We start from the raw sequence: 21004 nt of genomic DNA, 5'->3' as shown, positions 1-21004 counted from the left end.
AAACAGATACGCAAGAGACGGGCCTATAGCTCAGCTGGTTAGAGCGCACGCCTGATAAGCGTGAGGTCGATGGTTCAAGTCCATTTAGGCCCATTGACATCAGAAGTTATTGACTGTCGAAAGAGTATTTGGGGGCTTAGCTCAGATGGGAGAGCACCTGCTTTGCACGCAGGAGGTCATCGGTTCGATCCCGTTAGCCTCCATTGGGTCGAAAGATCCATTGGTTAGTACATTGAAAACTGAATATAATCCAAGAAAAAACCGAGACACAATCAAAGAGATAATAAACAGATTGCAAGAGCGACCGAGAGAGTATCTTGAGTAAGGTCAAGTAAATAAGGGCGCACGGTGAATGCCTAGGCACAAGAAGGCGAAGAAGGACGCGACTAACAGCGAAATGCTTCGGGGAGTGGTAAGTACACAATGATCCGGAGGTATCCGAATGGGGGAACCCAGTATGAGCAATCATACTACTAGCTGATGAATACATAGTCAGTTAGGGCAAGACGCAGTGAACTGAAACATCTAAGTAGCTGCAGGAAGAGAAAGAAAAATCGATTTCCCAAGTAGCGGCGAGCGAAACGGAAAGAGCCCAAACCAAGTGATTTATCATTTGGGGTTGTAGGACTGTAATAAGGTAGTGCAAGAGATAGCAGAATTATCTGGGAAGGTAAGCCAGAGAGGGTGAGAGCCCCGTAAGCGAAATCGAATGCACACTGAGCAGGATCCTGAGTAGGCCGGAACACGAGGAATTCCGGTTGAAGCAGCGAGGACCATCTCGCAAGGCTAAATACTAATTTGTGACCGATAGTGAACCAGTACCGTGAGGGAAAGGTGAAAAGAACCCCGGAAGGGGAGTGAAATAGAACCTGAAACCGTGTGCCTACAAGTAGTCAGAGCCCATTAAAGGGTGATGGCGTGCCTTTTGTAGAATGAACCGGCGAGTTACGTTAACTAGCGAGGTTAAGTCAGAAAAGACGGAGCCGCAGCGAAAGCGAGTCTGAATAGGGCGAGAGAGTTAGTTGATGTAGACCCGAAACCAAGTGACCTACCCATGGCCAGGTTGAAGGTGCGGTAAAACGCACTGGAGGACCGAACCCACGTAAGTTAAAAATTGCGGGGATGAGCTGTGGGTAGCGGTGAAATTCCAAACGAACTTGGAGATAGCTGGTTCTCTCCGAAATAGCTTTAGGGCTAGCCTGGTGCGAGGATGATAATGGAGGTAGAGCTCTGTTTGGACGAAGGGCCCGTCAGGGGTTACTGAATTCAGATAAACTGCGAATTCCAGATATCAAAGCACTGGAGTCAGACTGCGAGTGATAAGATCCGTAGTCGAAAGGGAAACAGCCCAGATCACCAGTTAAGGTCCCAAAATCTATGCTAAGTGGAAAAGGATGTGGAGTTGCGTAGACAACTAGGATGTTGGCTCAGAAGCAGCCATCATTAAAAGAGTGCGTAATAGCTCACTAGTCGAGTGACGCTGCGCCGAAAATTTACCGGGGCTAAGCATAGTACCGAAACTGTGGATGTGTAGTAATACACGTGGTAGGAGAGCGTTCTAAATGCGGTGAAGGCTAATCGAGAGGATAGTTGGAGCGTTTAGAAGTGAGAATGCCGGTATGAGTAGCGAAAGACAGGTGAGAATCCTGTCCGCCGAAAGACTAAGGTTTCCTGGGGCAGGCTCGTCCGCCCAGGGTAAGTCGGGACCTAAGGTAAGGCCGAGAGGCGTAGCCGATGGACAACAGGTAGAGATTCCTGTACTGCGTTAAATCGTTAATAGCGAAGGAGGGACGCAGGAGGCAAGGAACGCATGGCGCTGGAAGCCCATGTTCAAGCAACAAGTGTGAGAGTGAGTTAAATGCTTGCTTTCAATAAGCACAAGTTGTGATGAGGAGCGAAATAAAGTAGCGAAGGTTCTGTAGTCACACTGCCAAGAAAAGCTTCTAGTGAGAGATAACGTACCCGTACCGCAAACCGACACAGGTAGTCGAGTGGAGAACACTAAGGTGAGCGAGAGAACTCTCGTTAAGGAACTCGGCAAAATCGCCCCGTAACTTCGGAAGAAGGGGTGCTGGTGTAACAGCCAGCCGCAGTGAATAGGCCCAAACAACTGTTTATCAAAAACACAGGTATCTGCAAAGTCGTAAGACGACGTATAGGTGCTGACACCTGCCCGGTGCTGGAAGGTTAAGGAGAGAGCTTAGTCATTAAGACGAAGGTTCGAACTGAAGCCCCAGTAAACGGCGGCCGTAACTATAACGGTCCTAAGGTAGCGAAATTCCTTGTCGGGTAAGTTCCGACCTGCACGAAAGGTGTAATGATTTGGGCACTGTCTCAACGAGAGACTCGGTGAAATTATAATACCCGTGAAGATGCGGGTTACCCGCGACAGGACGGAAAGACCCCATGGAGCTTTACTGCAATTTGATATTGGGTAGCTGTTAAACATGTACAGGATAGGTAGGAGCCAGAGAAGATAGGACGCTAGTCTTATTGGAGGCAATGTTGGGATACTACCCTTGTTTGATGGCTACTCTAACTAGTATCTCTAAGCGAGATATAGGACAGTGTCAGATGGGCAGTTTGACTGGGGCGGTCGCCTCCTAAAGAGTAACGGAGGCGCCCAAAGGTTCCCTCAGAATGGTTGGAAATCATTCACAGAGTGTAAAGGTATAAGGGAGCTTGACTGCGAGAGAGACAACTCGAGCAGGGACGAAAGTCGGGCTTAGTGATCTGGTGGTACCGCATGGAAGGGCCATCACTCAACGGATAAAAGCTACCCTGGGGATAACAGGCTTATCTCCCCCAAGAGTTCACATCGACGGGGAGGTTTGGCACCTCGATGTCGGCTCGTCGCATCCTGGGGCTGAAGTTGGTCCCAAGGGTTGGGCTGTTCGCCCATTAAAGCGGCACGCGAGCTGGGTTCAGAACGTCGTGAGACAGTTCGGTCCCTATCCGTCGTGGGCGTTGGAAATTTGAGAGGAGCTGTCCTTAGTACGAGAGGACCGGGATGGACATACCGCTGGTGTACCAGTTGTCTTGCCAAAGGCATCGCTGGGTAGCTAAGTATGGCAGGGATAAGCGCTGAAAGCATCTAAGTGCGAAGCCCCCCTCAAGATGAGATTTCCCATACGTAAGTAGTAAGACACCTCTAAGACTAAGAGGTAGATAGGCTAGGAGTGGAAGAGTCGTGAGACTTGGAGCGGACTAGTACTAATCAGTCGAGGACTTGACCAGAGCTTGAGCAATCTGGAGAGTGTAAGAAAGTTTTTTCAAGAGATTATATTTAGTTTTGAGTGTAAGAACTCAAACAAAAAAGTACGGTGGCAATAGCAAGAAGGAAACACCTGTAACCATGTCGAACACAGTAGTTAAGCTTCTTCACGCCGAGAGTAGTTGGTGGGAGACTGCCTGCGAGGGTAGGACGCTGCCGTGCTTTTTTAATATTCCGGCTTAGCTCAGTTGGTAGAGCGCTTGACTGTTAATCAAGATGTCGTCAGTTCGAGTCTGACAGCCGGAGCATTTTGGAGCGTTGTCCGAGTGGCTTAAGGAGCATGATTGGAAATCATGTATACGGGTTTTAATCCTGTATCGAGAGTTCAAATCTCTCACGCTCCGTCATTAATTTTAAAAAGGCAGTTAAAATTATTTAACTGCCTTTTTATTTGTTTTTGATATAAATATACACGAAGTTAAGTAATATAGATGATGTAATATTTCAAAACCTAGTTTTGATTCAATTTTATAGAGAAATTATACTGATCTTGTTTCGTGTGCTTTTTATTCAAAATGAATTGGTATTGATCGTAAAAATGATAAATTAAAGTTTGGATTGTTAAATTAGGATAGTTAACAACCTTTAAACTATTTAGTTTTGAGTAGGGTATATTATGGTTGACATCTAAATGTTCTACAAAAAACTAGTAAAAATCTGTTCCTCTATTGAAAAATATTTTCTATTATCTACAATTTTTACTGGTTAATTTTTCAAGTACTTTTCATGTTATTCTTTATGATATTTTTTATATCAATATTATGCTTTATAACTAAATTTGCCTTATAAAAAACGTTGATAATCGATATTGCTTTTGATATTGCTCTTTTTACTAGTGTTGTTAAATTGTTTTAAGCTTACTAATTTTTTAATTATAGTGAAGTAAAAAATTACGAATTTTGCAAAAAATGCTAAAAAAAGATAGACAAGTCCTCAACCTTTTGCTATAGTATTAAGAGTAGTCATGAGATGACAACGACCTCGGAGGATTAGCTCAGCTGGGAGAGCATCTGCCTTACAAGCAGGAGGTCACAGGTTCGAGCCCTGTATCCTCCATAATAATGGTGGTGTTAATTGCACCGCCATTATTTATGGGATTAATTAAATATTATTTTTCCTAATTGAGAAAGAATTCTTGCATTTTGCAATGTATCTAGTATACTAGTAAGAGTGCTTTGATTCAGGCTATGACCCGTTGGTCAAGTGGTTAAGACATCGCCCTTTCACGGCGGTAACATGGGTTCAAATCCCGTACGGGTCACTTTGGAGGATTAGCTCAGCTGGGAGAGCATCTGCCTTACAAGCAGGAGGTCACAGGTTCGAGCCCTGTATCCTCCATCGTTCTAAGACTACCGAATCTACGGTAGTCTTTTTTTATACAAAAGAACGAAACAATTTAATATTTATCGGTTCAAGTCCTGAGAGGATCCGCTGAGTAAGTGGAGATGCCTTGTAACCGAATAGCTGTTGTCTATACAGGGGGACTATTATGGAAAAACGTTTATTTACTTCGGAATCTGTTTCTGAAGGACATCCGGATAAAATTGCGGATCAAATTTCAGACGCGATTTTGGATGCGATTATTGCTCAAGACCCAGATGCACATGTAGCCTGTGAAACGATCGTTACCACGGGTATTGTGTACGTATTTGGTGAAATATCCACGAGTGCGTATGTTGATATTCAGTCAATTGTCCGCAAAACTGTTTTGCGAATTGGCTATGATAAGCCAGAGCTTGGTTTTGATGGCAATAATTGTGCGGTGCTCGTTGATATTGACGAGCAATCATCTGATATTGCTGACGGTGTCGATCATTCACTAGAAACACGTGAAAATCAGTCTGATGAAGATAATTTGGACCAAATTGGTGCAGGTGACCAAGGATTAATGTTTGGCTATGCTATTAAGGAAACGCCAGAGTTGATGCCTTTGCCAATTTCACTTGCACACCGGTTAATGCGCCAAGTTGCACAACTTCGTAAAGACGGAACATTGTCCTGGCTGCGTCCAGATTCTAAGGCACAAGTTACTGTTGAATATGATAAAGCCGGCAAACCGAAGCGGGTTGATACGGTTGTTATTTCAACTCAAACGGATGACCAAGTTACCAATGAAGAAATTCGCCAAGCAATGATTGATTTAGTCATTAACAAGGTAATTCCTGCTGAGTATTTGGATGAACAAACAAAGTTTTTGATTAATCCATCAGGCCGCTTTGTTATTGGTGGACCTAAAGGTGACTCTGGTCTAACTGGCCGTAAAATCATTGTTGATACTTATGGTGGTTACGCTCGTCATGGTGGTGGTGCTTTTTCAGGCAAAGATCCGACTAAGGTCGACCGTAGTGCTAGTTATGCTGCACGTTACGTGGCTAAGAATATTGTGGCTTCTGATCTAGCAGACCGCTGTGAAGTGCAGCTGGCTTATGCCATTGGTGTTGCTCATCCAGTATCCGTGATGATTGATACGGCAGGTACTGGAAAGGTCAGCGATGAGCTGTTGACTAAGGCAGTTCGTGAAATCTTTGATTTACGACCAGCTGGCATTATCAAGATGCTCGATCTGCGGCGCCCAATTTATGAGCAAACTGCTGCTTATGGTCATTTCGGTCGCACTGACATTGATTTACCATGGGAAAAAACTGATAAGGTTCAAGCAATCTTGGATTTTGTAAAGAAAAATAAATAATTTTAAGGAGGAGCATTATGAAAAAAACAAACGTACCAGTTGTTACGCTTGCGATTTTTATGACAACTTTTATGGCTGCGATTGAAGGAACAATTGTTTCAACTGCAATGCCAACCATCGTTTCTGACCTCAATGGTCTAGAAATTATGAACTGGGTTGTTTCAATTTTCTTATTTATGACGGCTGTATCGACTCCTTTATACGGAAAACTGGCAGATAGCATTGGTCGCAAGCCAGTTTTTTTGTTTGGTATTGCGTTGTTTGTCATTGGTTCAGCCCTTTGCGGTCAGGCACACAATATGATGGAGTTAATCTTGTTCCGGGTTATTCAGGGCCTTGGTTCTGGTGCAGTTCAGCCTGTTGCAATGACAATTATTGCTGATATGTACACTTTGAAAAAGCGAACCAAGATGCTGGGACTTAATTCCGGTTTTTGGGGTGTAGCTTCTGTTATTGCACCGCTTTTGGGTGGTTTTATCGTTCAAAACTTGTCTTGGCACTGGGTCTTCTATATCAATGTTCCAATTGGCTTAATTGCCTTCTTGCTGGTTGTGTTCTTTTTGCATGAACCAAAAGAAAGAGTGGCAGTCAAGCTGGATATTAAGGGGACTTGCTGGTTAACGATTCTATTATTAACGCTGATGTATGTACTTCAAGAATTAGGTTCGCTTAATTGGCTGATAACTGCGGCTCTAGTGGCTTTAATCATTATTAGTGCAATTGCCTTTTATCAAGTTGAAAAGAAGGCAGACGACCCAATATTGCCGCTCTCGATGCTCAAAGGCAGAGAGTTCTTATCTTTGAACCTAATTACCTTATTTATTGCCGGAGTTGTAATTGGTTTTGAATTTTACATTCCGACTTGGATGCAGGGAATTAAAGGGACAAGTGCTACAATTGCCGGCTTTGCGGTTACGCCGAGTTCTGTCATGTGGGTTGTTGGTTCATTCTTAATCGGCAGTATGCTTGGGCGTTTTGGCGTTAAGAAAACTTTCTTTGGTATGCTGGGATTACTAGTAATTGCTGACTTCCTATTGCTGATTGTGCCGCTGCAAACACCATTTTGGGTATTTTGTGTTATTGCAACAATGAATGGTGTAGCTTTTGGGGCAATTTTAACCGCATCACAAGTTCGCTCACAAGTCCTGGTAGCCCCTGAAAACGTGGGTGTGGCAACATCCTTTAATACGCTGATGCGGTATTTAGGGCAAACAATGATGGTTTCAATCTATGGAATTACCTTCAATACGATTGTTGCTGGCCAACTTGCTAAACATCCAAATCTGACACAAGGCATGATGAATAAGATTGTTTCATCAGTTAAGGCTAAGGAGCTTGCTGCTAATCTTGTTCCGCAGCTGCGGCAAGTATTGTTTAGTGCCTTAAAGGGTGTCTATGTTGTTTCAATGGTGGCAATTATGATTTCAATTTTGATTAACTTTTGCTATAAAAAACAAGAAGAAAATTAAGTAATAAAAAAAGCCGATTGAAGTCGGCTTTTTTTTAACAATCTATTCTTTTAGGTAGTAATGATACAGGATAGAATAACCAATTAAAACAAAGGTAATTCCTTCTAAGAACCCGCCCAAAACATCTGACGGATAATGAACATGTGTGAAAATCCTGGTGTAGCCAATTAATAATGGGAAACAAGCCCAAATAATGCACAGAATAGTTTTACCAGCCCTATTTTTGACCATTAGAATAGTTAAAACAATTAAAATTCCAAATAGCGTAGCACTACCAACAGAGTGACCAGATGGGAAACTATAGCCGTGGGCTGCAACCAAGTGGTGCACATAAGGCCTATGGCGTGCAATCGCGTGTTTGATAACCCAATTGTAACCGTTGGCTGCAATCATTGTTCCCGCTGTAAAGAAAGCGTAGGCGTACTTTTTAAAGACGACCAAGATAATAAATAAGATAATCGTCTCAAGCACAATAACACTTGTGTTGCCCAAATTGGTAAAGGTTGTGGCGAATTTAATGTTAGCCGGATTGGTGTTACAGATAATTCCAATTACAGCTTGGTCAAATTTGTGAATGATTTGATTGCCTGAAGAAACTAGAATTGCCCAAATTGTATAAAGAGCCAAAAAGATAGTTGCGGGCACAATTGTATCTTTTTTGGCGTGTGTTGTATTACTCAAATGTTTTTCTCCCCTTGTTTTTTTTAGCATTTGTGGTAAATTATAATCATTATTGATAAAAAAATAAAGGTCAGGAACTAGTAGCAAGGTTGTTTTTCCTTAGAGAAAAGTCGGTTGGTGCAAGACTAAAAAAACTAATTGTGAACTGAGCCTGAGAATAACCTTTCGTTGTGCTGCCGCGTTAAGGAGCGTTAGAGGGTCATGCTGCGGCATGAAACTTAGGTGGTACCGCGATTATTCGTCCTATGATTAGTTTCATAGGACTTTTTTTATGAGGTGAAGAATAGATGTACAATCACAAAGTCGTCGAAAAAAAATGGCAAGATTATTGGGCCAAGAATGATACTTTCAAAACGGGCAATAATCCGAAAAAGAAAAATTATTATGTAATGGATATGTTCCCGTTCCCGTCAGGCAAGGGATTGCATGTTGGTCACCCAGAAGGCTATACGGCAACTGATATTACCGCCAGAATGAAGCGGGCACAGGGTTATAATGTTTTATACCCAATGGGCTGGGATGCCTTTGGCCTGCCAACAGAACAATATGCGTTAAAGACTGGTAAGGATCCGGCTGTTGTTACTAAGGAAAATATCGCTACTTTCAAAAAGCAACTCCATAAGCTGGGCTTTTCATATGATTGGGACCGGGAAATTGCGACCTGTGATCCGAAGTATTACAAGTGGACGCAATGGACATTTGAGCAAATGTACAAGAACGGTCTTGCTTATGAAGCTGAAGTACCAGTTAACTGGTCGCCGGATTTAGGAACTGTTGTTGCTAATGAGGATATTGTTGATGGTAAGACTGAGCGTGGTGGCTACCCAATTTATCGCCGTAATATGAAGCAATGGATGCTCAAGATTACGGCTTATGCTGACCGTCTTCTTGCTGGTCTGGACAATCTTGATTGGCCGGAAAATGTCAAGGAAATGCAACGTAACTGGATTGGTCGTTCAGTTGGTGCGCAAGTTACCTTCAAGATTAAGAATTCTGACAAGACCTTTGATATTTTCACAACTCGTCCTGATACCTTGTTTGGTGCCAGCTATGCTGTGTTAGCTCCAGAGAACAAGTTGGTTGAAGAAATTACAACAGCTGAACACAAGGCTGATGTTGATGCTTACGTTAAGGAAATTGAATCTAAGTCTGACTTGGAAAGAACTGACTTGAACAAGCATAAGACTGGTGTCTTCACGGGTGCGTATGCAATTAACCCAGTTAACAATGAAGAAATTCCAATTTGGATTTCAGATTATGTTTTAGCAACTTATGGTACGGGTGCTGTTATGGCAGTTCCAGCTCATGATGACCGTGATTACGAATTTGCCCAAAAATTCAACTTGCCAATTAAGGCTGTAATTAAGGGCGGCGACATTACTAAGGAAGCTTATACCGGTGATGGTGTCCACTTTGATTCCGAGTTCTTAAACGGTTTGAATGTTGATGATGCCAAGAAGAAAATGGTTGCTTGGCTGGAAGACCACAATGTTGGTGAAAAGAAGGTCAACTACAAACTGCGTGATTGGGAATTTGGCCGTCAACGTTACTGGGGTGAACCAATTCCTGTCATTCATTGGGAAGATGGCGAAACAACCTTAGTTCCAGAAGACCAATTACCACTAGTTTTACCGCATGCAACTGATATTAAGCCATCTGGTACGCCCGAAAGTCCGCTTGTTAACTTGACAGATTGGGTTAACGTGGTTGATGAAAATGGCCGCAAGGGTAAACGTGAGACTAACACAATGCCTAACTGGGCTGGCTCGTCATGGTACTTTATCCGTTACGTTGATCCGCATAATGATCAAAAACTTGCTGATTATGACTTGCTTAAAAAGTGGCTGCCAGTTGATTTGTACATTGGTGGGGCAGAACACGCGGTTCGGCACTTGCTTTATGCTCGTTTTTGGAACATGGTTCTCTATGATTTGGGTGTTGTACCAAATGAAGAGCCATTCCAACGTCTATATAACCAAGGTTTGATTTTAAAGAACCACGAGAAGATGTCTAAGTCAAAGGGCAACGTTGTTAATCCAGACGATGTGATTGACGAATATGGTGCAGACAGCTTGAGAACTTATGAAATGTTTATGGGACCTCTTGATGCTTCAATCGATTGGGATGACAATGGTCCTGCTTCAACTAAGAAGTTCTTGGATCGTGTTTGGCGCTTATTTGTCAATGATTTGGATTTGAAGCCAATTCCACAAGAAAATATTGTTCCAGAGAACGATGGTGAGCTGGATAAAGTTTATGCAGAAACAGTTAAGAAGGTAACCGAAGACTTTGAGGCACTGCATTTTAATACTGCAATTTCACAAATGATGGTCTTTGTTAATGCCGCCCAAAAGGCTAAGACGATTCCACAAGAATATGTAGAAGGCTTCATTACCTTAATGGCACCAGTTGCACCACACATGATGGAAGAAATCTGGCAAATTATGGGTCATGATGAATCAGTTACCTTTGCCAAATGGCCAACTTATGATCCAGCCAAGTTAGTTGAATCAACAGTTGAGATTATGGTTCAAGTAAATGGTAAATTACGTGGCAACTTCAAGGCTGCTAAGGATACTGCTAAAGATGATTTGCAAGAACAGGCTTTAGCATTGCCACATGTCCAAAAATTCTTGGAAGGCAAAGATGTTAAGAAGGTAATTGTTGTTCCTAACAAGATTGTTAACATTGTTGCAAAATAAAATTTAATTTTTCCTAAAATGGATAGTTATCTGATTGAGAATTATCAGTTTTGCTTGCAAAATAGTATGGTTAGTACACTAGATTTAGGGAAAATTTAATGAAAGAAAATAATTTAAAAGAGCAAAACACGCAGGATACCTTTATTAAGGGTAGTGCATGGATGACTTTTGGCTCGATTACGTCGCGGATTTTGGGTGCGCTATACATCATTCCGTGGTTCATCTGGATGCAGCCGTATGGCAACATTGCTAACGCGCTGACAGCTAGAAGTTATAATATTTACAGTATTTTTATCTTGATCTCAACGGCAGGGATTCCTGGGGCAGTAGCTAAGCAGGTTGCCAAGTATAATGCTCTTAATGAATACGGTGTTGGCCGCAAATTATTTCGTAAGGGTCTAATGCTAATGGTGGCGCTAGGGATTGTTTCGGCAATTATTATGTATGTTGCATCGCCACTGCTGGCTTCTAACGGTTCACGCAGTGATCCGCGCCAAGTTGCGGTGATGCGCAGCTTGTCTTACGCCATCTTGATTATCCCAATTTTGAGTATTATGCGGGGCTATTTCCAAGGATATGCGGATATGATGCCATCGGCAGTATCGCAATTTGTGGAACAGCTTGCTCGCGTTGTCTGGATGTTGTTAACTGCCTATGTGATTATGCAGGTGCAGCATGGCTCTTTTGTTGACGCGGTTGTGCAGTCAAACTTAGCAGCGGCAATTGGTGCGATTTTTGGAATTGCAATTCTAGTTTGGTTTTTGTTTTCACGAAGACATAAGCTGAATGACCTTGTTGCTAACTCAAATAATGAAATTGAAGTTTCAACAATGGGCTTGTTTGGTGAAATCATCGCTCAAGCAATTCCGTTTATTATCATTGATGCGGGGATTCAGTTATTTTATTTAGTTGACCAGTATACTTTTCATCCAATGATTGCCAGTTTAGTGAAGGTAAGTTATAACACGATTGAAACTTGGTATGCCTTGTTTTCACTCAACGCTAACAAGTTAATTATGATAATTGTGTCGCTTGCTAGTGCAATGGCAGTTACCGCGATTCCGCTACTTTCAGCAGCTCATGCTAAGCATGATTTTCACGGTATTTCTGAGCAGATTGGCAACACGCTAGACTTATTTTTGTTTGTCATGATACCAGCGTCATTCGGGATGGCAGCAATATCGACACCGATTTATACAATCTTCTATGGTTATGATAAATTAGGTTCGAATATCTTGTATTTGTCATCTTTTACCGCGATATCGCTAGGGTTATTTACGGTTTTAATGTCTGTTTTGCAAGGCTTATCAGAAAATGGTTTGGCAATAAAGTACCTTGTGCTGGGACTAATTATTAAGATAATTGCGCAGTACCCGATGGTCTACATCTTCAAAGTCTATGGACCTTTGGTAGCAACCAACTTGGGGATGCTGGTAATTATTTTCTTGGCTTTGAAGCATTTGCAGGTAAGCTATAACTTTAATAGTAGTCGAACCAGTCGCCGCTTTATTGGCATTACTTCCTTCTCTATCATTATGTTTCTGCTTGTTTTAGCAGTTGAAAAGGGCTTGGAGTTAGTGTTAAATCCGGCAGTTCGCTGGCAGGCATTAGTACTTGTTGCCGTAGCTGTTCTTGTTGGTGGGATCTTCTATGTCTTTGCGGCAATCAAGTCTGAATTAGCCCAGAAGATTTTGGGTGACAAGATTGTACCGATTTTAAGAAAATTACATATTCAAGCATAGAAAAAAGACGCTATCACTTAATTGTGATAGCGTCTTTTTTGGTTACAAAAGTAGCTGATAAGCTATTTTTGTACGCCCCTGCCAAGGAACCTTATTGTAACATAATTATAGCGTTAATTGCTAAATCAACGCTTAGTGTATTCACCATTTAGGACATCATCATGTGTTCCTTTTTCTGGGATTGCGAAGGCAGCAACAATATAAAGTACTAGTCCCCAACCAGTGAAGCAAATCAGAGCACCACCAATAATTCTTGTCCATGCTTTATCCCAACCGAAATATTCGGCAATTCCACCTAAGACACCAGTCAAAATTTTATCGCGTGATTTTGTTAAATGCTTATGCATTGTTTTGCTCCTTTGTTACAATTTTATTTAATTTACAATTTTATTTAATAAAAAAAGCTAATCTATCATAGATTAGCTTTTACTGATGCCCCGAAAAAGATTCGAACTTTCACTTAGTTACCTAAACAGCGACCTGAACGCTGCGCGTCTGCCAATTCCGCCATCGGGGCTTAAATATTTTTAACACAGTAATAATAATACCAAAAATTTGGTAAAATGTAAGCATAAAACGAAAAATATCTAAAAATTTTTTCTGATTAAGGAGGATTTATGACTTTTAAGCATAAATTTAACAGAATTATTGTTGCTCTGATAGCGGCGATGGTACTTATTTTGCCGGTAACGCCAGTTTCCGCGGCAACTCAAGTACCAAATGACTATCACGCTAATCAGCTGAAGTTAAATGTTAAGTCGGCGATTGCAATTGATAGTAAGACTGGTCAGCTATTATATGGTAAAAACATTAATCAGCCGCTGCCAATTGCTTCGATGACCAAACTGATTACGGTTTATTTGACTTTGACAGCAATCAAAGAGGGAAAGATAACCTGGCAAACTAAGGTAAAACCAACCGATGCAATTATTCGGGTTGCCAACAATAAGGACTTTTCTAATGTTCCGCTGCATGTGGGCCACGAGTATAGCATTAAGCAGCTCTATCAGGCGACTTTGATTGAGTCAGCCAATGGTGCTGCAATGCTCTTAGCCCAAGCTGTCAGTGGCGCCCAAGAGCCGTTTGTCAAGCAGATGCGGCAGCAATTAACCAAATGGGGCATTACTGATGCGCAAATCTATACAACTTGTGGACTGCCAAATAAAAATGTGGGTGCAGATGCTTATCCTGGTGCTTCTGGTAATTCAGAAAATGAACTTTCAGCTAAGGATATGGCAATTGTGGGGCAGCATTTGATAGCGGACTTTCCTCAAGTAATTAAGACAACTAAGATTGCTCACTTGGCTTTTGTCGATCAGAATACCAAGACGCCGATGGCTAACTTTAACTGGATGCTTAAGGGCTTATCGCAATACAATCCGCAATTAAAGGTTGATGGCTTAAAGACTGGTACAACCGATGCGGCTGGTGCGTGCTTTATCGCAACGGCCAAGCATAACGGCGCACGGATTATTACTGTCGTGATGGGAGCTGAGCACCGTGATGGCACCGATCCGTCGCGGTTCATCCAGACCAAGAACTTATTAAGTTATCTTTACCATAATTATCGACCGATTATTTTTAATAAAAATGAAGTAATCACTGGTCTTACTAGTATGAAAGTTCATAACGGCAAGGCGCGTCAGGTTAACATTGGAATGAAAGAGAATAGTGAAATTTGGGCACCAATGACGGGTGCTAAATTGCATGTTGAACTAGCTGATAAACAGGTTGAAGCACCTGTAACGGCTGGACAAACAGTGACAGACTACAAGTTTAAGGCAGGATCAGAACAATTGATTTCACTGACTAATCCTGCTGGGATGCACCTGCCAGCTAAGTCATTTCAGGGGACAACGCGGGTCAACTTTTTAGTTCGCTTCTGGCGCTGGCTTTTTGGAGGTTAAAGATGATTGCAATTCCTGCAGATATTTTAACTAAAGTTATTAAAAAAAGATCAAGTGAGACTCATAAGGGCAATTATGGCCGTGTGTTATTAATTGGCGGCTGTGAGAATTATGGTGGGGCAATAATTATGGCTACTGAGGGCACTCTAAATAGTGGTGCCGGTCTAGTAGCAGTGGCAACGCACTCGCTTAATCTTTCGGCATTGCATGCGCGTGACCCAGAGGCAATGTATATTGATTGGCACGACCATGGTTTGCCAGCGTTAATTAAAAAGATGGATGTGGTTGTTTGTGGTCCAGGGCTGGGACTAAGTAGTTTTGCGCAAGAGTTAATGCAAATGTTGTGTAAAACTTTAACTGGTGAGCAAACGCTGGTTTTGGATGCCAGCGGTCTTGATTTAATCGCTGAGAAGCGAAGTTTAATTCCCCAGCATGTTGGTAAAATTATTTTGACACCTCACCAAATGGAATGGCAGCGCTTGAGTCAGATTAAAATTGCTTTTCAGACTGATAGCGCTAATTTAACGGCGCTAAATGAGTTATTTCCACAGCAAAATGCCACTTTGGTTTTGAAATCTAATCACACGCATGTCTATTGCGGGGATGGGACAATCTTTGTTAATCCATTAGGCAATCCAGGGATGGCAACTGGGGGCATGGGTGATACGCTTGTCGGCATTATTGGCGGCTTTTGCGCTCAATTTGGTAATAATCTTGATTCGATTATGGCTGCCGTTTACATTCATTCTTTGGCTGGCGATCAGATTGCCCGGACAGATTATGTGGTCCGACCGACCAAAGTCAGCAGCTTGTTGCCGCAGATAATGAAAAAATATGCAAATTAAAATAGTTATATAGAATTGGTTTTGTTGTAAAATAGGACTACGTGTTAGAAAGAAAGGATGAGAATGAAAAAAAGTCTACTAAAGCCGCTTACTTTTTGTTTTATAATTTTAATTTGCGTCATTAGTTTGGCCCGAATTTCAATGCCGCAAACTCATGAAGAAACAAGTAATGCCAAGGCAAACCAAACTGTAGTTAAAAAGACAGCTGCTTCTTTTCGTCCTTATCAAGATCCTAGCGATTTGCGTCGACCGTACAATTGGCGCAAGCCAAGCGAACGTAAACCATATCCTAAGATTAAGCGATTGGAAAACGATATTACGATTCGTGTTTCGCTTAAGGGCAACAGAGTATATATTTTGCGTAATAACCGGCGTGTCTATACTATGCTGGCTAGTGGCGGATTATTCAAAAAGGGCAAGTCGTTAACACCAACAGGTACCTTTAAGATTCAAGATAATCGCGGGGAATCGTTTTATAATCCTAATTTAAACGAGGGCGCCAACAATTGGACCAGTTGGGATAAAAATGACGTTTATTTGTTCCATTCAGTGCCAACTAAAGATAATGGTCAATATAATTTGAAAGAAGCTAAGAAGTTGGGGAAGCAGCAGGGGTCACATGGCTGTGTTCGTCTAAGCGTACCTGATTCGCAATGGATAATGAAAAATATTAAGTCGGGTACCAAAGTAATTGTGAAGAATAATTAGCCAAAAAGAGTTGGCGAAGACTCTTTTTCCTGTTATAATTTGTGCTGAGAACGATTAGAAGTAGTAGGCAATTTCCCATTTAGCGAGTCTGCAGCTGGTGTAAGGCAGGTTGGTAAAATTGTATGAAGGCGTGTCTAACCGATAATTCAGTAAATTTAATAAGCGGATACTTTGTATCAAATAGAGTGGTACCGCGGGTAAGAACTCGTCTCTTTCTGAATGAGCAGAAAGAGACTTTTTTTGTAAAGTGAGGTAAAAATGAATTTCAAAAATGAAGTAGTCGAGTTATTGGCACCAAAAGTTGACTTGCCAAAGGAAAAAATTGCGGCGTTAATCGAACGACCAAAAAATGAAAAAATGGGTGATTATGCCTTTCCAGCTTTTGCATTAGCTAAAGTGATGCATAAAAATCCTGCTGAAATTGCCCAAGAAATTGCAGAGCAATTGTCTAGTCCAGCTTTTTCTAATATTCAAGCAGTTGGTCCGTATGTCAACTTTGCAATTAATCATGAAAAATTAATTTCACAAACATTGACTGAAGTTTTAACCCAAAAAGAACATTTTGGTGACCAAGAATTGGGTAAAGGTAATGTTCCGATTGATATGTCCAGCCCGAACATTGCCAAGCCGATGTCAATGGGTCACTTGCGGTCAACCGTAATTGGTAATTCAATTGCTAAAACCTTGCAAAAGGTTGGTTATACACCAGTAAAGATCAATTTCTTGGGTGATTATGGTACACAATTTGGTAAATTGATTGCGGCTTATAAGCATTGGGGTAATGAAGAAGACGTTAAAAAAGACCCAATCATGAATTTGTTCAAGTACTATGTTAAGTTCCACGCTGAAGCTGAAAAGCATCCAGAACTTGACGATGAAGGTCGTGCTTGGTTTAAGAAGTTAGAAGATGGTGATTCAGAAGCCGTTGAGTTATGGCAATGGTTCCGTGAAGTTTCATTGGTTGACTTTAAGCGTATTTACAAAGATTTAGGTGTTGAATTTGACTCTTACAAGGGTGAAGCCTTCTTCAATGATAAGATGCAACCGGTTATTGATGAGTTGAAGCAAAAGGGCTTATTGCATGAATCTCAAGGCGCGCAGGTTGTTGACATGGGCGAGGATGAGAATCCAGCTTTAATTGTTAAGTCAGACGGTACTAGTGTATATTTGACACGTGATATTGCTGCAGCACTTTACCGGATGAAGAGCTATAATTTTGTGAAGATGCTATATGTGGTTGGAAATGAGCAGGCACAACACTTTGTGGAACTTAAGACAGTTCTAAAGAAGATGGGTTATGACTGGGCCGATGAAATTTACCATGTTCCATTTGGCTTAATTACGCAGGGTGGTAAAAAGCTATCAACACGTAAGGGTAACGTCGTCTTCCTTGATAAGGTATTAAAAGATGCAGTTGCACTTGCCCAAAAGCAAATCGAACAAAAGAACCCTGACTTAGCAGAGCAAAAGCAAGTTGCTCATGATGTTGGTGTTGGTGCCGTTATTTTCCATGACTTAAAGAATGATCGGACAGATAACTTTGACTTTGACTTAGAAGAAGTTGTCCGCTTTGAAGGTGATACTGGTCCTTATGTACAATACACAAATGCTCGGGCACAAAGCGTATTGCGCAAAGCTGCAAAGATGGACCAAAAACCTGACTTAAGCAACTTGAAATTAAATGATGACTGGTCCTTTAGTGTGGCTAAAGCCTTAGCTGATTTCCCTCGAATTATTGCCCGCAGCAGTGATAAGTTTGAGCCATCAATTATTGCTAAGTATGCACTAGATTTGGCTAAAAAATTCAACAAGTATTATGCCAATGTCAAGATTTTGACCAATGATGAGCAAATCGCTTCCCGCTTAGCGCTAGTAGAAGCAACATCAATTGTTTTGACTGAATCTCTTTGTCTGTTAGGAGTTAACGCACCTAAGGAAATGTAGTTGAAAAATATTTTTCTAAAACAAGCGCTTACATAAAATAAAAGATTGTTCAATGATTAATTATTACGGTACAATAGCAGTGTAAGTTTATATAGGAGGTATTTTTAATGGCTTATTTAGATAATGGTAATCAGATCTTTAAAGACGCTCGTAAAAACCATTATGCAGTAGGTGCATACAACACTAACAACTTGGAATGGACTCGTGCAATTTTGCGTGCTGCTGAAGAAACTAGAACTCCAGTTTTAATTCAAGTTTCAACTGGTGCTGCTAAGTACATGGGTGGCTACAAGATTGTTAAGGACATTGTTGAAGACACAATGGATGCAATGAACATTTCTGTTCCAGTTGTTTTGAACTTGGACCACGGTGACTTTGAATCAGCTAAGGAATGTATTGCACTTGGCTACTCTTCAGTTATGTTTGATGGTCATGCACTTCCAACTGATGAAAACTTAGCTAAAACTAAGGAAATCGTTAAGTTAGCTCATGAACGCGGCATTTCTGTTGAAGCAGAAATTGGTAAAATTGGTGAAAACCAAGGCACCGATGGTGGTGAATTAGCATCTGTTGAAGATGCTAAGGCATTCGTTGCTGCTGGTGTTGATAAGCTTGCTTGTGGTATTGGTAATATCCACGGCGTTTATCCAGAAGGCTGGAAGGGCTTGAACTTTGACCGTTTGAAGGAAATTGCTGATGCTGTTCCTGTACCACTTGTTTTGCACGGTGGTTCAGGTATTCCTGAAGACCAAGTTAAGAAGGCTATTTCTCTTGGTATTTCTAAGGTTAACATTAACACTGAATTCCAACTGGCTTTCCAAGGTGCCACTCGTAAGTACTTTGAAGAACATCATGATGAAGATAAAGCTAACAAGGGTTACGATCCTCGTAAGTTGTTGTTGCCAGGTACTGAAGCCATTACTGATGCCATGAAAGAAATGATTGGTTGGCTTGGAACTCCTTCAATCGATGAAGAACTTAAGAATGCTGCTTTTGACAGAAGCTCATTGAATGAAGAATAATTTAGCTTAATAATCAATAAAAGTCCTATTTGACTAATGAAGTCAGGTAGGGCTTTTTTGATATTTTAGCTGTTTTTGAAAATAAGTATTGCTTATGCTATATTAATAAAATATTAAAAAGAGGTGATTAATAAAATGAAATCTAGAACTATTGCTGGCAAAATTGCGGTAACTTTTTTAATATTTACTGCGTTTTTTACTTTATTTCGTTCTTCTATGGCGGGAATTTTTTCTTTATTTTATGCGAATAATGGTATTCCTGATGCACAAATTTCTACAATTAAATCATGGCAAAGTGTTGGTATTTTAATTGGGATGTTGCCGTCAGGATTTTTGGCAGATAGAATAGGCCGACTTAAAGTGCTAAACCTGTCAGCGATAATAATTAGTTTTAGTTTCTTTTTATTGATCTTAAAGCCGTGTTTTATAATATTTTCTCTAGCAGAATTCCTATATGGTATTGGCTTAGCATTTAATTCTGGAACTTTGCTGGCGTATATTACTGACTTACAAGAATTAAACAAAATAAAGCCTGATGGTAGGTTAATGGGTAAGCAAACAGCGATTTTGAATATCGCGACGCTGATTGGCGGTAATATTGGAACATGGCTCTTTGGCGTTAAAATGACTGCCCCTGTTTGGTTTGGACTGCTAGGCTTAGCTCTATATCCTTTGTTTGTCATTATTTTTATTAAAATTATGCATTTCCATGATAATCGAGCGCAGCCTTTAACTAATCGCATTAATTTTTTAAGTGCAGTGGCAACTATTATTAAGAAAAAATCATTTTGGATTTTATTTTTAGTTAATATTGGTTATGATTGTGGAACGCAATTTTTAATGATTTATTGGTCGATTATTTATGTTAAACAGTTAGGTTTTAACTTATCCTTTGTGTATACGGCTTTTATGTGTGCAACAATTTTTGGAGCATGGTTGTTGCAACAAATATCTGGAAAAAATCTTAAGGAATTAACAATTATCAGTACATTATGCATGATGCTGCTATTATGCAGCAGCTCCATTTTTAGCAATCGGTATATGTTACTGGTCATATTTTTACTTGTTGAATTATTAATGGGGCTACTATCTGGTCAAATTTCTGCTTTTAGCAATTGGGCAATTTATGGTGAAAATAATAAGTCACTGATGTTGTCGACTGTTTCATTTGGGGTAGAAGTTGTTGTTAGTTTGTCCCTAATTGTTGATGATAAAATTATCGCTGCTAGCAGTAATTTAACTATTATGTACTGGGTTTCAGCTGCATATTTTGCCTTAATTTTATTGGCTGTTCCATTACTGAAAAAAGGTAAGAATAAAGATGACTACAATTTATTTAATTAGGCATGGTGAACCTGACACAAGCGTGCATGATGATTGGACAAGACCATTAACTAAGCTAGGACAACGGCAGGCACAAAAAATTGCTGACAAATTTAAGAATGTGTCGTTGACTGCCATATATTCAAGTCCGCTTAATAGAGCAGTGGCAACGGTAACACCTTTGGCACTGCAACAAGATTTAATAGTACAAACAAGTAACTTGTTAGTTGAGCGCAGAATGCCTGAGTGGTTTAGTGATGCTCAAGCTTTTGATGAATATACTAAGCGGCAGTGGCAGGACTTTACTTTTGCTGCCAAGGGTGGTGAATCCTTGGCAGAAGCACAGACAAGGTATCTTGATTTTTTAAAGAAAATACCTGAATCGGGGACAGTTGCAATTGGTACTCATGGAACGGTAATGAGTTTAGTTTATGATGCGGTATATCACGGCAAAGGTTTTAGTGTGTGGAAAAATTTACTATATACGGCTATTTTAAAACTAAAGGTATTTAAAAATAGCATTGTTAATACAAGCTTTATTTAAAAATCCTAACTATTAAAATCAATGAATTTATTATTGATATATTTTTAAAAATATGTTTATAATAAATTATTTATAAATATATTTAGGAGGAAAGATGAAAACAAATTTAAAAGGTAGCAAATTGAGAGCAGGGTTTAGAACCAATGGATATAAT

At 40.6% G+C, this 21004-nt stretch carries 13 protein-coding genes, 8 tRNA genes, 2 rRNA genes and 1 riboswitch; of the genes, 20 read left to right on the top strand and 3 right to left on the bottom strand.

What is annotated here, in order from left to right:
• Positions 1-19 precede the first annotated feature (19 nt).
• The 11 genes from OZX58_RS05770 (at position 20) to OZX58_RS05720 (ending at position 7432) form a co-directional block, all read left to right on the top strand.
• Positions 20-93, top strand: a tRNA-Ile gene (locus OZX58_RS05770).
• Between the two features lie 37 nt (positions 94-130).
• A tRNA-Ala gene (locus OZX58_RS05765) sits at positions 131-203 on the top strand.
• A 122-nt stretch (positions 204-325) separates the two neighbouring features.
• Positions 326-3237 (top strand): 23S ribosomal RNA (locus OZX58_RS05760).
• Between the two features lie 82 nt (positions 3238-3319).
• Positions 3320-3436: ribosomal RNA gene (rrf, locus tag OZX58_RS05755) — 5S ribosomal RNA — on the top strand.
• Between the two features lie 11 nt (positions 3437-3447).
• Positions 3448-3520: transfer RNA gene (locus OZX58_RS05750), tRNA-Asn, on the top strand.
• Positions 3521-3526: 6 nt separating this feature from the next.
• Positions 3527-3618, top strand: a tRNA-Ser gene (locus OZX58_RS05745).
• A 639-nt stretch (positions 3619-4257) separates the two neighbouring features.
• Positions 4258-4330: transfer RNA gene (locus OZX58_RS05740), tRNA-Val, on the top strand.
• 133 nt (positions 4331-4463) lie between these two features.
• Positions 4464-4535: transfer RNA gene (locus tag OZX58_RS05735), tRNA-Glu, on the top strand.
• A 4-nt stretch (positions 4536-4539) separates the two neighbouring features.
• Positions 4540-4612 (top strand) — tRNA-Val (locus OZX58_RS05730).
• Positions 4613-4678: 66 nt separating this feature from the next.
• A riboswitch (SMK box riboswitch) is annotated at positions 4679-4766 on the top strand.
• Positions 4764-5963 (top strand): methionine adenosyltransferase, encoded by a 1200-nt coding sequence (gene metK / locus OZX58_RS05725; RefSeq protein WP_277140623.1) that lies wholly within the window; start codon positions 4764-4766, stop codon positions 5961-5963. (Overlaps the previous riboswitch by 3 nt.)
• Before the next feature lie 17 nt (positions 5964-5980).
• Positions 5981-7432, top strand: coding sequence for an MDR family MFS transporter (locus tag OZX58_RS05720; protein ID WP_277140622.1), 1452 nt, complete (start codon positions 5981-5983; stop codon positions 7430-7432).
• A 42-nt stretch (positions 7433-7474) separates the two neighbouring features.
• Here the strand turns inward: OZX58_RS05720 and OZX58_RS05715 are convergent, their stop codons facing one another.
• Positions 7475-8113: a phosphatase PAP2 family protein gene (locus OZX58_RS05715; protein WP_277140621.1), complete on the bottom strand. Its 639-nt coding sequence runs from the start codon at positions 8111-8113 to the stop codon at positions 7475-7477.
• 287 nt (positions 8114-8400) lie between these two features.
• Between OZX58_RS05715 and leuS the strand changes: the two genes are divergently transcribed.
• Both leuS and OZX58_RS05705 read left to right on the top strand, forming a co-directional pair.
• Positions 8401-10815, top strand: a complete 2415-nt coding sequence (gene leuS / locus OZX58_RS05710; protein ID WP_277140620.1) for a leucine--tRNA ligase — start codon at positions 8401-8403, stop codon at positions 10813-10815.
• A 98-nt stretch (positions 10816-10913) separates the two neighbouring features.
• Positions 10914-12557, top strand: coding sequence for a polysaccharide biosynthesis protein (locus tag OZX58_RS05705; RefSeq protein ID WP_277140619.1), 1644 nt, complete (start codon positions 10914-10916; stop codon positions 12555-12557).
• Positions 12558-12682: 125 nt separating this feature from the next.
• On the opposite strand, the gene OZX58_RS05700 is transcribed toward OZX58_RS05705, so the two are convergent.
• On the bottom strand, positions 12683-12904 hold the full coding sequence (locus OZX58_RS05700; RefSeq protein WP_277140618.1) for a PspC domain-containing protein: 222 nt from the start codon (positions 12902-12904) through the stop codon (positions 12683-12685).
• Between the two features lie 86 nt (positions 12905-12990).
• Positions 12991-13074, bottom strand: a tRNA-Leu gene (locus OZX58_RS05695).
• A 100-nt stretch (positions 13075-13174) separates the two neighbouring features.
• Here OZX58_RS05695 and OZX58_RS05690 point away from each other — a divergent pair.
• The 7 genes from OZX58_RS05690 to OZX58_RS05660 all read left to right on the top strand — a co-directional run bounded on the left by OZX58_RS05690 (position 13175) and on the right by OZX58_RS05660 (position 20850).
• Entirely contained in the window at positions 13175-14464 is a 1290-nt protein-coding gene (locus tag OZX58_RS05690; protein ID WP_277140617.1) for a serine hydrolase, read from the top strand.
• A 2-nt stretch (positions 14465-14466) separates the two neighbouring features.
• Positions 14467-15309, top strand: a complete 843-nt coding sequence (locus tag OZX58_RS05685) for an NAD(P)H-hydrate dehydratase (RefSeq protein WP_277140616.1) — start codon at positions 14467-14469, stop codon at positions 15307-15309.
• Between the two features lie 63 nt (positions 15310-15372).
• On the top strand, positions 15373-16017 hold the full coding sequence (locus OZX58_RS05680) for a L,D-transpeptidase family protein (RefSeq protein ID WP_277140615.1): 645 nt from the start codon (positions 15373-15375) through the stop codon (positions 16015-16017).
• Between the two features lie 258 nt (positions 16018-16275).
• Complete coding sequence (gene argS / locus OZX58_RS05675) at positions 16276-17961, top strand: arginine--tRNA ligase (protein ID WP_277140614.1); 1686 nt, start codon at positions 16276-16278, stop codon at positions 17959-17961.
• Between the two features lie 107 nt (positions 17962-18068).
• Positions 18069-18983: a class II fructose-1,6-bisphosphate aldolase gene (gene fba / locus OZX58_RS05670; protein ID WP_277131422.1), complete on the top strand. Its 915-nt coding sequence runs from the start codon at positions 18069-18071 to the stop codon at positions 18981-18983.
• Positions 18984-19118: 135 nt separating this feature from the next.
• Positions 19119-20327 (top strand): MFS transporter, encoded by a 1209-nt coding sequence (locus OZX58_RS05665; RefSeq protein WP_277140613.1) that lies wholly within the window; start codon positions 19119-19121, stop codon positions 20325-20327.
• Entirely contained in the window at positions 20305-20850 is a 546-nt protein-coding gene (locus OZX58_RS05660; protein WP_277140612.1) for a histidine phosphatase family protein, read from the top strand. Before OZX58_RS05665 ends, OZX58_RS05660 begins: the two co-directional genes overlap by 23 nt.
• Positions 20851-21004: the final 154 nt, after the last annotated feature.

The sequence above is a fragment of the Lactobacillus sp. ESL0680 genome, assembly GCF_029392855.1.
Taxonomy (GTDB): domain Bacteria; phylum Bacillota; class Bacilli; order Lactobacillales; family Lactobacillaceae; genus Lactobacillus.
The sequence above is the reverse complement of the archived record's forward strand: the minus strand, read 5'-3'. Positions and strand labels throughout refer to the sequence as shown.